The sequence below is a fragment of the Achromobacter maghribensis genome (assembly GCF_057334215.1).
Window position 1 is genome coordinate 76,213 of the sequence record NZ_JBHFII010000034.1, and the last position, 12,262, is coordinate 88,474.

At 65.5% G+C, this 12,262-nt stretch carries 12 protein-coding genes and 1 tRNA gene; 7 read left to right on the plus strand and 6 right to left on the minus strand.

Annotated elements, in window-relative coordinates; genetic code table 11:
* Positions 1 to 45: 45 nt before the first annotated feature.
* From fabI to gloB, 3 genes are all read right to left on the minus strand, one after another.
* On the minus strand, positions 46 to 831 hold the full coding sequence (gene fabI, locus ACE039_RS13995) for an enoyl-ACP reductase FabI (protein WP_105559283.1): 786 nt from the start codon (positions 829 to 831) through the stop codon (positions 46 to 48).
* Positions 832 to 949: 118 nt separating this feature from the next.
* Positions 950 to 2,368 carry a transglycosylase SLT domain-containing protein gene (locus tag ACE039_RS14000; RefSeq protein WP_485822632.1) on the minus strand — a complete coding sequence of 473 codons (1,419 nt, stop codon included), beginning with the start codon at positions 2,366 to 2,368 and terminating at the stop codon, positions 950 to 952.
* A 7-nt stretch (positions 2,369 to 2,375) separates the two neighbouring features.
* A complete protein-coding gene (gene gloB / locus ACE039_RS14005; protein ID WP_448710865.1) occupies positions 2,376 to 3,197 on the minus strand; it encodes a hydroxyacylglutathione hydrolase in 822 nt (273 codons plus the stop codon).
* Positions 3,198 to 3,218: 21 nt separating this feature from the next.
* Here gloB and ACE039_RS14010 point away from each other — a divergent pair, with 21 nt between their 5' ends.
* The 7 genes from ACE039_RS14010 (at position 3,219) to ACE039_RS14040 (ending at position 10,267) form a co-directional block, all read left to right on the plus strand.
* Positions 3,219 to 3,998: a class I SAM-dependent methyltransferase gene (locus ACE039_RS14010; RefSeq protein ID WP_313463843.1), complete on the plus strand. Its 780-nt coding sequence runs from the start codon at positions 3,219 to 3,221 to the stop codon at positions 3,996 to 3,998.
* A gap of 53 nt (positions 3,999 to 4,051) precedes the next feature.
* Positions 4,052 to 4,513: a ribonuclease HI gene (gene rnhA / locus ACE039_RS14015; protein WP_105559279.1), complete on the plus strand. Its 462-nt coding sequence runs from the start codon at positions 4,052 to 4,054 to the stop codon at positions 4,511 to 4,513.
* A gap of 176 nt (positions 4,514 to 4,689) precedes the next feature.
* On the plus strand, positions 4,690 to 5,772 hold the full coding sequence (locus ACE039_RS14020; protein WP_485822633.1) for an efflux RND transporter periplasmic adaptor subunit: 1,083 nt from the start codon (positions 4,690 to 4,692) through the stop codon (positions 5,770 to 5,772).
* A 33-nt stretch (positions 5,773 to 5,805) separates the two neighbouring features.
* Entirely contained in the window at positions 5,806 to 8,922 is a 3,117-nt protein-coding gene (locus ACE039_RS14025; protein WP_485822634.1) for an efflux RND transporter permease subunit, read from the plus strand.
* A 3-nt stretch (positions 8,923 to 8,925) separates the two neighbouring features.
* Positions 8,926 to 9,648, plus strand: coding sequence for a DNA polymerase III subunit epsilon (gene dnaQ, locus ACE039_RS14030; protein ID WP_448710870.1), 723 nt, complete (start codon positions 8,926 to 8,928; stop codon positions 9,646 to 9,648).
* Positions 9,649 to 9,709: 61 nt separating this feature from the next.
* Positions 9,710 to 9,784, plus strand: a tRNA-Val gene (locus ACE039_RS14035).
* Positions 9,785 to 10,099: 315 nt separating this feature from the next.
* Complete coding sequence (locus tag ACE039_RS14040) at positions 10,100 to 10,267, plus strand: tellurite resistance TerB family protein (RefSeq protein WP_146121062.1); 168 nt, start codon at positions 10,100 to 10,102, stop codon at positions 10,265 to 10,267.
* Positions 10,268 to 10,298: 31 nt separating this feature from the next.
* Here ACE039_RS14040 and ACE039_RS14045 read toward each other — a convergent pair whose 3' ends face one another.
* The 3 genes from ACE039_RS14045 to ACE039_RS14055 form a co-directional block, all read right to left on the minus strand.
* On the minus strand, positions 10,299 to 10,766 hold the full coding sequence (locus tag ACE039_RS14045; protein ID WP_448710871.1) for a YaiI/YqxD family protein: 468 nt from the start codon (positions 10,764 to 10,766) through the stop codon (positions 10,299 to 10,301).
* Between the two features lie 6 nt (positions 10,767 to 10,772).
* On the minus strand, positions 10,773 to 11,039 hold the full coding sequence (locus ACE039_RS14050; RefSeq protein ID WP_088590330.1) for a hypothetical protein: 267 nt from the start codon (positions 11,037 to 11,039) through the stop codon (positions 10,773 to 10,775).
* 42 nt (positions 11,040 to 11,081) lie between these two features.
* On the minus strand, positions 11,082 to 12,262 hold a 1,181-nt coding region (locus tag ACE039_RS14055; RefSeq protein WP_485822635.1), incomplete at its 5' end, for a TAXI family TRAP transporter solute-binding subunit.

Below are 12,262 nucleotides of genomic sequence, written 5' to 3' on the forward strand. Positions count from 1 at the left end.
CGGGGCCGGCCGGGCGGGGCGCGTTGCCCCGCCTTGCACGGCAGGTCAGTCTTCCATGCCCGGGACGACGGTCGAGAAGCCGGCGTCCACGTGCGTGATTTCACCGGTGACGCCGGCAGCCAGTTCCGACAGCATGAATGCGGCCACGTTGCCCACATCGTCGATGGTGACGTTGCGGCGCAGGGGCGCCTGGGCTTCCACGAATTTCAGGATGGCCGAGAAGTCCTTGATGCCGCTGGCGGCAAGGGTCTTGATGGGGCCCGCCGAAATGCCGTTGGCGCGGATGCCGCGCGGGCCGAGCGCCGTGGCCAGGTAGCGCACGCTGGCTTCCAGCGACGCCTTGGCCAGGCCCATCGTGTTGTAGTTGGGCACGACGCGTTCGGCGCCCAGGTACGTCAGGGTCAGCACCGACGCGTTGCGGCCTTCCATCAGCGGCAGCGCGGCTTTGGCCATGGCGGCGAAACTGTAGGCCGAGATGTCGTGGGCGATGCGGAAGCCTTCGCGTGACAGACCGTCCAGGAAGTTGCCGGCGATCGCTTCGCGGGGGGCAAAGCCGATGGAGTGAACCAGGCCGTCCAGGCCGTCCCAGTGCTGGGCCAATTCGGTGAAGGCGCCTTCGATCTGGCTGTCTTCGGCCACGTCGCAAGGCAGCACGATCTTGCTGCCGAATTCGGCGGCAAACTCGCTTACGCGGTCTTTGAAGCGGTCGCCGACATAGGTGAACGCCAGTTCGGCGCCTTGCTGGTGACAGGCGCGCGCAATGCCGTAGGCGATGGATCGGTTCGAAAGCACCCCGGTGACGAGAATGCGCTTGCCGGCGAGAAAGCCCATGTTTTTTCCTTTGATTCTTACCTGCTGAAGACCGTCTATTTTAAGGATTTTGGCGGTTTCGCGTACTTGAAAAAAACGGCGCCCGAGAGGGGCGCCGTGCTGTCGGGTCGGCGGCGGGTCAGCCGCGGGCGTTGGTGCCCGGCACGCGCAGCGGCGCGCCCACCTTCAGGGCGCTGCCCTTCAGGTTGTTCAGCGCGCGCAGCGTTTCGATCGAGGTGCCGTACTGCTTGGCCAGCGAGAACAGGGTGTCGCCCTGGCGGACCTTGTGGGTGCGCACGTTCGGGCGGGCGCTGGCCACGCGGGCTGCCGGCGCCTGCGCGGCGCGGCCGCGCGGGGCCGAGGCCTTGTTGTCGGACGGGGCCGGCTCCAGCGCGCCCACGGGCGCGGCCAGCGATGCCAGTTGCACACCGCCGGTGCCGGGATCTCCGGGCACCAGCAGGGCCTGGCCCGACGCCGACTTCTGGCGTGAGCCGATGTCGTTGGTGGCGCGCAGCTTGGCTTCCGTGACGCCGAAACGCTTGGCAATCGAGGCATAGGATTCGCCACGGCGCGAATGGTAGACCTTCCAGGCGCTCAGGTCGCCCTTGTAGTTGGTCAGGTTCGCGTTGAAGATCTCGACGCGGTCGGCCGGCAGCAGCAGGGTCGGGCCGTGGTCGCCACGGATGACCGGGCGGTTGAACGAGGGGTTCAGGGCCTTGAATTCGTCCAGCGGCATTTCGGCCAGCTTGGCGGCGATTTCCAGGTCGATGTCGCTGTTCTTCTGGACCGTCACGAAGTAGGGCGTGTTGCCCACCGGGGGCAACGCCACCGCATAGCGCTGCGGGTCCGCGATGATGTTCTTGATGGCCTGCAACTTGGGCACGTAGTTGCGGGTCTCGTCCGGCATGTTCAGGGACAGGTAGTCGGTGTTCTGGCCGGCCGCTTCATTCTTGGCCATGGCGCGCTGCACCGAGCCTTCGCCCCAGTTGTAGGACGCCAGCGCCAGATACCAGTCGCCCTGCATCTCGAACAGCTTTTCCAGGTAGTCCAGGGCCGCATTGGTCGAGGCGATGGGGTCGCGGCGTTCATCGCGCCACCAATCCTGCTTCAGGTTGAAGTGCTGCCCGGTGGCGGGCACGAACTGCCACAGGCCGGATGCCTGCGAGCGCGACAGCGCGGTCGGGTTGTAGGCGCTTTCCACGAACGGCAGCAGCGCCAGCTCGGTCGGCAAGCCGCGGCGGTTGATTTCGTCGACGATGAAATACAGATACTTGCCCGCGCGTTCCGCCATGCGCTGCACCGCCTCGGGGTGGGACGCGTAGTAGTCGGTCCACTGCTGCGAGAGGTCGGTATTCAGGTTGGGGATGGCGAAACCGCGGCGGATGCGGTCCCAGGCGTCGGAAGGCGGGTTGGTCAGGTCAACCGTTCTTGACGTGTCCCGGGCGATGTAGCGCCCTTGGGAATTGGTGGTGAGGTTCTTGCTATCGGGGGCTTTGGTTCCTGCGCAACCGGCGAGGACTGCCAACATGAGTGGCAGAAGGAGTCGGGATAGATTCATCAGGTGGTCACTTGAAATCGTTCTTCCATTCACGCAGGGAGGCAAAGACCTCTACCGGCGTAGGTTGATTGCGTCCGGCCCAGCTGGCTGCGGCACGGACGACGTCGACTTGCTGCGTACGCAAAAACGGGTTCGTCTCGCGTTCCTGACTGATCGTCGACGGAAGCGTGGGAAGACCTTCTGCTCGTAATTGCTGGGCTCGCTGATACCACTGTTGCAGGGTGCGATTGGCGGGTTCCACAGCCAATGCCCAGCGCAAGTTCGCTAGAGTGTACTCGTGCGCGCAAAAAACCTGTGTATCTGCCGGTAAAACAGAAAATTTTCCTAAGGAATCATGCATTTGCGAAGGCGTGCCCTCGAAAAGCCGGCCGCAGCCCCCCGCAAACAGGGTGTCCCCACAGAACAGCACGGGTTCTATTCCCGCCGCCCGGCCCGTGTAGGCGATGTGCCCGGCGGTGTGTCCGGGCACGTCCAGCACGCGCAGGTCCAGGTCCAGTTCGGGCAGGGCCACGCGGTCGCCTTCCGTCAGGGGGACGTCGCAGCGGGGCAGTTGTTCCCGCGCCGGACCGTATACGGTAATGTCCGCGATGCGTGACAATTCCAGAACGCCGCCTACATGGTCGCCGTGATGGTGCGTGAGTAGAATGGCGCGCAGCTTCAGGCCTTCCTGCTCAAGCCATCGCAACACTGGACCGGCTTCGCCGGGGTCCACCACGGCGGCGTTTTCACCATGGACGATGGCCCAGATGTAGTTGTCGGTAAAGGCGGGTAGAGGCAAGACCGCGGCACTGCGTTCGCGGCCGCCTGCGGGGGCGGTCAAGGCTTGCATGAGATTCGAAGGAAAAGAAACGTGGCAGAAGATACTCCGCCGATTGTAGAACTGGCCGAATGGTTCCAGACTCCGCCGGGGCAATACGCGCTGGCCTGGGAACGGGCCCAGTTCGACGCGGCTGTCGCGGACGTGTTTGGATATTACGCCTGGCAGGTCGGGTTGGCCGACATCAACCTGTTGCGGGCCAACCGCATGCCCTTCAAGGGCTACGTGGGCACCGAGACCCCGTCGGCGGAGAGCATCGCCGGCTGGCAGTCCCGCGTGGTGCTGGCCGAACCCGAAGCGCTGCCGTTCGAAACCCAGAGCGTCGACCTGCTCATCCTGCCGCATGCCTTCGAATGCACGTCGGACCCGCACAACGTTTTGCGCGAGGTCGAACGCGTGCTGGTGCCGGAAGGGCGTGTCGTGATTTCGGGCTTCAACCCCTGGAGCATGTGGGGGGCGCGTACGCGCATGCCCGGCATGGAGCCCTGGCTGCCGCAGCCGCCGTCGTCCCAGGTGTCGGTGCCGCGGCTGAAAGACTGGTTCAAGCTGCTGTCGCTGGAACTCCAGAGCAGCCAGTTTGGCTGCTACGCACCCGCCTGCCGCAGCGAGAAATGGCTGCAGCGCTGGGGGTTCCTGGAATCGGCCGGCGCCCGGTGGTGGAGCGTGGGCGGGGCGGTCTACATGGTGTCGGCCGTCAAGCGCGTGGCTGGCATGCGTATCATCGGGCCCGCCTGGAAAACCAAGCCCAAACGGGCGCGCGCCGCGTCGGTGGTGGTCAACCGCCAGGCCGACGACGGTTTCGACCGGTCCTGAACGGGCCGGGTCCGAGACTCACTTTGCACGAATAAGGATGACCAAGCAGCACCATGCAGGACAACAAACCGAACGATCAGAAAGTGGAAATGTGGACCGACGGCGCCTGCAAGGGCAATCCGGGTCCGGGCGGCTGGGGCGTGCTGATGCGCGCGGGCGGCCACGAAAAAACCCTGCACGGTGGCGAACTCCAGACCACCAACAACCGCATGGAACTGCTGGCGGTCATCGAAGGCCTGCGCGCGCTCAAGCGCGCCTGCGTCGTCACCATTCACACGGACTCGCAGTACGTGATGAAGGGCATGACCGAATGGCTGGCGAACTGGAAGCGCCGCGGCTGGATGACCGCCGACAAGAAGCCCGTCAAGAACGTCGAGCTATGGCAGGCGCTTGACGAGCAGGTCCAGCGCCATCAGGTGTCGTGGCGCTGGGTCCGCGGACATGCCGGCGACCCCGGCAACGAACGGGCCGACCAACTGGCCAATATGGGCGTGGAAGCGGCCAAGCGGGGCTGACGGCATCGGGATATACCCTGAATTCCGCCTTTTGGGGCGGATTTAGTTCTTTCATCCGACTTCTGGATTGTTCCAGTATGTAAATTCGGGTGCTACAGTGCCATCCCCATTCCAGTTCCTGCGGCATCGGCCATGTGGGGAAAACGGCCCGCGCCGCACCACCGCCACATTCGCGCATGAAAAAAGCTGTACTGCTGGCCGCCGTCGCGGCCGGGTTGGCCGCGGGGGCCGCACTTGGCGTTTTTGTGCCGCGCTGGCTCGCGCCCGGGGTCACCACCAGCCAGACCGTTACCCCGTCGAAAGTGGCGCCGGCCAGTCCCGTGCGCGTCGAGGTGGCGGCCGTCCAGGAAATTCCGTTCGCCCGCGGCTTGTCCGCCGTGGGCAGCCTGCGTTCCGACGAGTCCGTGGTGCTGCGGCCCGAAGTCACCGGGCGCATCCAGGCCATCGAATTCAAGGAAGGGCAGCCGGTCGCGCGCGGCCAGACGCTGATCCGGCTGGATGACTCCGTGCCGCGCGCCGAACTGGCGCAGGCTCGCGCCAACCTGACCCTGGCCCAGAGCCACTACCGCCGCGCGGTGGAATTGCAGGGCAAGGGCTTCGTCAGCCAGCAGGCCCGCGATGAATCCGCCAGCACGTTGAAGGTCCAGGAAGCGGCGGTGGCGCTGGCGCAGGCCCGGCTGGACAAGATGACGATTTCGGCGCCGTTTGGCGGCATCGTGGGGTTGCGCAGCGTGTCCGTGGGCGATTACGTCAACCAGGGGCAAGACCTGGCGCCGCTTGAGGCCATCGACCCCTTGAAAGTAGATTTCCGAGTGCCGGAGATGTATCTCAGCAAGGTCGGCGTTGGCCAGCAGCTGACGCTGCGCCTGGACGCGCTGCCCGGCCAGGAGCGCCAGGGGATGGTCTACGCCGTCAGCCCGCTGATCGACGCGGGCGGCCGGTCCATTCTGCTGCGCGCCACCGTCGCCAACAAGGATGCGGTGCTGCGTCCGGGCATGTTCGCCCGTGTGCAACTGCTGTTCAATCAGGACAAGGCGCTGGTCGCGCCAGAGGCCGCGTTGTCTCCCTCGGGCGAAACGCAGTACGTTTACCGCATCAAGGACGGCCGCGCCGAGCGGCGCGAGGTCACGATCGGTGAGCGCCGCGAAGGCCGCGTCGAGATCCTCACCGGCGTGGCGGTCGGCGATAAGCTGGTGGTGGCGGGCATGCAGCGCGTGACGGACGGCGCCACCGTGGACGTCGTCGGCGGCGGCTCGTGACGCCGGCTCTTCTTCTTTCTTGGCGATAGCGCAATGCGTATCTCGGAAACCTGCATCAAGCGGCCGGTGTTCGCGTCGGTCCTGTCGCTGATCATCGTGCTGATCGGCTTGATTTCCTATTCGCGCCTGACCGTGCGCGAATATCCCAAGATCGACGAGCCCATCGTGTCGGTGGACACCACCTACAAGGGCGCTTCGCCCGAGGTGATCGAATCGCAGGTGACCAAGCCGCTGGAAGACCAGTTGGCCGGCATCGAAGGCGTGGACGTGATGACCTCGCGCAGCCGCTCCGAACGCAGTCTGATCAACATCAAGTTCAACCTTTCCCGCGACCCGGACGCCGCCGCGGCCGAAGTGCGCGACAAGGTGTCGCGCGCCCGGCGCTTCCTGCCCGACGAGATCGACGAACCCATCATCGGCAAGGTCGAGGCCGACTCCCAGCCCATCATCTATATCGCGGTGGAGTCCGGCACGTACTCGGCCATCCAGACGTCCGACTACATCAACCGCTATATCAAGACCCGGCTGTCCGTGCTGCCTGGCGCGGCCGAAGTCCGCGTGTTCGGCGAGCGCTTGCCGTCCATGCGCATCTACGTCGACCGCGACAAACTGGCGGCCTACGGCCTGACCGTGCAGGACGTCGAAGCCGCCTTGCGTAGCCAGAACGTGGAGATCCCGGCGGGCCGGATCGAGTCGCGCGCGCGCGAGTTTTCGGTGGTCTCGTCCACCGACCTCCAGACGCCCGCGCAGTTCGAAGACGTGATCGTGGCTAACGTGAAGGGCTATCCCGTCCGCCTGCGCGATGTGTCGAAGGTCGAGATCGCGGCGGCCAGCGACCGCGTGCTGTCGCGCTTCAACGGCAAGCCGGCGATCAACATCGGCGTGACGCGGCAATCCACCGCCAACCCGCTTGAATTGTCCAAGGCGGCGCGCCTGGAAGTCGAGCGCCTGAACGAGACGCTGCCGGCGGGCATGAAGCTGAACATCGCCTACGACTCGTCGGTGTTCATCGAACGCTCCATCGATTCCGTCTTCCACACCATCGGCGAAGCCATCGTCCTGGTGGTGCTGGTGATCTTCTTTTTCCTGCGCAACCTGCGCGCCAGCATCATCCCCATCGTCACCATCCCGGTGTCGCTGGTGGGCGCCTGCGCGCTGATGTACTTCTTTGGTTTTTCGATCAACACGCTGACCTTGCTGGCGATGGTGCTGGCCATCGGCCTGGTGGTGGACGACGCCATCGTGGTGCTCGAGAACATCTACCGCCATATCGAAGAGGGCATGCCGCGCAAGGAAGCCGCGCTGCGCGGCTCGAAGGAAATCGGGTTTGCGGTGGTCGCCATGACCATGACGCTGGTCACCGTGTACGCGCCGTTGGCGTTCGCCACCGGACGGACGGGCCGGCTGTTCATCGAATTCGCGCTGGCCCTGGCCGGCGCCGTGCTGGTGTCGGGCTTTGTCGCCCTGACGCTGACGCCCATGATGTGCTCGGTGCTGCTGCGCCACCAAAGCAGCCACAGCCGCTGGTACAACCTGATCGAAGGCTGGCTGAACGGCATGAGCAACGGCTACCGCCGGCTGCTGGGGGCGTCGTTGCGCCACCGCTGGCTGGTCGTCGTGATCGGGGTGGCCGTGGCTGCCGGCAGCGGCGTTCTGTTCAAGGTGGTCAAAAGCGAACTGGCGCCCATCGAAGACCGCGGCGTGGTGTTCGGCATCGTCAGTTCGCCGGAAGGCGCCACGCTGAACTACACGCTGGACAGCATGCTGGGCATCGAGAAGTTCTATTCCGCGATCCCCGAAGCCAGCGGCAGCCAGGTCACGGTGGGCTTTCCGACCGTGACCGACGGCACCGCCATCCTGCGCTTGAAGCCATGGGAAGCGCGTGACCGCAAGCAGCAGGCCATTACCCAGCAGTTGCAGCCGCAGTTCGCGTCGCTGCCCGGCGTGCGCGCCTTCCCCACCAACCCGCCATCGCTGGGCCAGTCGGCGCGCTCCAAACCGGTGGAATTCATCATCATGAGCCAGGCCTCCTACGAGGAGCTGGCCCGCTTGACGGACGTGTTCCTGACCGAGCTGCGCAAGTACCCCGGCCTGCTCAACCTGGACACCGACCTGCGTCTGAATACCCCAGAACTGCGGGTACGCGTGGACCGCGACAAGATGGCCGACGTGGGCGCCAACGTGGACACCGTGGGCCGCACGCTGGAATCGATGCTGGGCGGCCGCCAGGTCACCCGCTACAAGGATGAAGGCGAGCAATACGACGTGATCGTGCAGGTGACGCCGCGCGACCGCGCCAACCCCACCGACATCTCTGGCATCTACGTGCGGGCGCGCGACGGCAGCATGGTGCAGCTGGATAACCTGCTGGGCGTGCACGAAGGCGTGTCGCCGCAGTCGCTGAACCACTTCAACCGCCTGCGCGCCGTGAAGATCGACGCGGCCGTCGCGCCGGGCTATGCCCTGGGCGAGGTCCTGACCCACATGCACCAAGTCGCGCGCGACGTGCTGCCCAACACCATCGTGACCGACCTGGACGGCCAGTCGCGCGAATTCCGCGATTCATCGGGCAGCATCTACCTGGTCTTCGCCATGGCGCTTGCCTTCATCTACCTGGTGCTGGCCGCGCAATTCGAAAGCTGGCGCAACCCCTTCATCATCATGCTGTCGGTGCCGCTGTCCATGACGGGCGCGCTGCTGGCCTTGTGGCTGACGGGCGGCACGCTGTCCATCTACAGCCAGATCGGACTCATCACGTTGGTGGGGCTGATCACCAAACACGGCATCCTGATCGTGGAGTTCACTAACCAGCTGCGCGACGACGGCCGCGAGCTGTTCGCCGCCGTCACCGAGGCCAGCGTGCTGCGGCTGCGCCCCATTTTGATGACGACCGGCGCCATGGTGCTGGGCACGGTGCCGCTGGCCCTGTCCACGGGCGCGGGGGCGGAATCGCGCCAGCAAATCGGCTGGGTGCTGGTGGGCGGGCTGATGCTGGGTACACTACTGACCTTGTTCGTCGTGCCGGTGGCGTACACGCTGATTGCCACCGCGCGCCAGAAACCCGGCCATGCCGGCAGCGCAGAGCATCCCCCGGCCCACTCGCCGGGCGCCCAGACGCCGCCGGCCTCGGCCAATGCAGCGTCGGAATAAGTCATGCGCCAGATCATCTTTGACACGGAAACCACCGGACTGGACCCTGCTCAGGGCCACCGCATCGTTGAAATCGGTTGCGTGGAAATGGTCAACCGGATGTCCACCGGCAACAACCTGCACCTCTACCTGAACCCGGATCGCGACAGCGATCCCGAGGCCTTGGCGGTGCACGGGTTGACGACGGAATTCCTGTCCGACAAGCCGCGCTTCGCGGACGTCGCGGACGAATTCGTCAAATTCATCCAGGGCGCGGAACTGATCGCGCACAACGCGGCGTTCGACGTGAAGTTCTTCAACGCCGAACTGGCCAAGACGGGCCGTGGCCCGATCACCGACTACTGCGAGACGGTCACCGATTCGCTGCTGCATGCCCGGTCGCTGTTCCCCGGCAAGCGCAATTCGCTGGACGCCCTGTGCGACCGCTTCGGCATTTCCAACGCGCACCGTACGTTGCACGGCGCGTTGCTTGACTCGCAGTTGCTGGCGGAAGTCTGGCTGGCCATGACGCGCGGCCAGGATGCGCTGCTGATCGACGTGGACGACAATGACGGCGCCGGCAGCGACGGCATCGTGCTGGCCAAGTTCGACGCGTCGGGCCTGGTGGTCGTGAAGGCCAGCGATGATGAACTGGCCGAGCACGAAACCTACCTGGCCGCGCTGGACAAGTCCGTGGGCGGCGAGTGCGTGTGGCGCAAGCTGGACGCGCCGGTCGCGGCAGCGTAATTAATTTCCCAAGGCGACTTGCGCACGTTTTAAAAAACATGCTATTATTTCGCCTCTTTCAGGGTGGTTAGCTCAGTGGTAGAGCACTGCCTTCACACGGCAGGGGTCACAAGTTCGAAACTTGTACCACCCACCAAAGACCCTTGAAAGGCAGCGCAGGCCCAATATCCAACAAGCCGGAACTGTCTACAAGTCGCACAGCAAACCGTATCGCAAGATGCGTTGCCGGGTGCAAAGCAAACAAGCCAACCTTTACCGGTTGGCTTTTTTGTTTTCTGCGATGGGAAACTCCTGGGGCGGAAAACGCACTACGCTATTGATCGGGCGCTTGATCAAACGCAACCGTGCCTTTGGCCCTTGCGTCCCGTCGGGTCTTTGCATGTCTATGATTGTTGAGCGGCGAACGCCAAGAGGAAATCTCGGGGCTCGCTTACGCGAACAGGAGACGTCCATGCATGCCAGCACAAATACCATGTTGATCATCATCGTCACGGGCGTGGCGTTGATGCTGGTCGGTTTCGGGCTGCGCGACCGCAACGTCGGGATGGGGTTGATGGGCCTGGGCCTGATCACGGCGATTGGCTCCATCCTGTACAAGGCCTACATCACGTTCTATTGACGTGGCCATGATTCGCCCGGCGAGGCGGCCCTTAGCTTTTCGGCGCCTGCTGTCGGGCGATGCGGGCTAGTAGCGAGTCCAGCTGGTTGGCGAAGGCTTTGCGGTCGGCCTGGCTGAACGAGGGCGGGCCGCCCGTGTCCACGCCGCTTGCGCGCAATTCTTCCATCATGTCCCGCACCGTCAACCGTTCCCGGATGGTCTCCGGCGAATAGCGTTCGCCGCGCGGGTTCAGCGCCATGGCGCCTTTTTCCAGAACTTCGGCGGCCAGCGGGATATCCGCGGTGATGACGAGATCGCCCGGTTCCGCGCGCTCGACGATGTGCGCATCCGCCACGTCGAAGCCGCGAGGTACCTGCACCGCCCGGATCAGCGGCGAGGGCGGGGTGGCAAGGGGCTGGTTGGCCACCAGGGTCACCGGCACCTGCCAGCGCTGCGCGGCGCGGAACAGAATGTCCTTGATGACCACGGGACACGCGTCCGCATCGACCCAGATATGCATGAGCGCTTATTCGCCCAGTGCTTTCTGCAGCACGTCGGCCACGATGTCGTTGGTGGACACGCCGCGTTCGGCCGCCAGGGCGCGCAGCTTGTCGGCGTGCGCCTGCGACAGCTTCAGCGGAAACGGCACCAGGCCGGCGGCCTGATCCAGCTTGCGCTGTTCGCGGCGGTCGGGCGCCTGCGAGGCCACGCCGAAGCGGTCGGGGGTGGCGGACTGCTTGAGTTGGCCGGCCAACTTCAGGGCCTGGTTCTTTTGAAGATCGAATTTATTCATGGAAATTCCTGATTAGGAGCGCAATCATAAGCGCAACCGGCGTCAACGCGGTTTGGCGTGCTCCAGCAGCGCCAATCCTTCTTCGGCGCCGTCGTGCAGCGGCACGGTCAGGCCGCGCCGGGCATTGGCCACCGATACCTGCGCGCCTTGTGGCGAGCCTGCGGCCAGCAGGTCCTGGCCCGTCTGGTAGACGGCGCGTACGACGACCAGCGCTTCGTCGCGGGTCAGGTCGGCGGTGGTGAGCAGCAGGGCGGCCGTACCGATGGTCGGGATCGGCGCCGACTGGTTGGGGTAGGTGCCCGCCGCGATTTCCAGCGGTATCAACCCGCTCTCGGGGGCCGCCAGCGTCTTGATGATGGCCGGGTCCAGCGGCAGCAGCTTCAGTTGGGCCTGGGTGAGAGCATCGCGCAGCGGTGTGGCGGGCACGCCGATCACCTGCGCGGCGGCATCCACCGTGCCCGCGTTCAGGGCGGGCAGCGACGCGGCAAAGGGCGTGTCCGCCACCTTGTAGTCGCGGCCGGCCTGCAAGCCATGGGCTGCCAGCACGGCCTCCAGTGTGGCGCGCACCGCGGAGCCTTCAGGCCCCAGCGCGATCGTCTTGCCCTTCAGGTCGCGTACCCCGCGTAGCGCCGGGTCGTCGCGGACCACGATGTGGACCAGTTCGGGATACAGGCTGCCCAGCGCACGCAGCCCCACGAAGGGGCCTTGCGCCGCAAAGGGGCCGCGGCCTTCATAGGCCAGGCGGGCGGTGTCGGCTTGCGCCAGGCCGACGACGGCGTCGCCGTTGCGCAGCAGTGCGATGTTCTCGGCGCCGCCACCGGTGATCAGCGGCGTCACGCGGATCTGCCGGGCGCGCCCCACGGCGGCCAGCGCGCGGGCAAAGGCCACGTACTCGCCGCGGTCGGGGCCGCCAGCCAGCGGGTAGCCCCGCTGCATTCGCGCCAGCCGGCCGTTGATGCGGGACACCGAGCGCTCCAGCTCCTGCTGCACGACATGCTGCGCCGTGCTGGACGCGCTGTAGGCGACGGAGTGGGTGATCTGATCCAGCGTGTCCAGCAGCTGCTGCGTGACGGGCGGCGGGGCGCCCGTATCCAGCGATGGCGCTTCGGCGGCTTTGAAGCCCGCCGGCGTAACGAGTTTCCAGGCGTCGCCTTCCTGGCGATAGATGGCGCTGGCGTGGGCGACGATGCGGTCGCCCGTCTGGTTGCCGCCCGACTTCACGC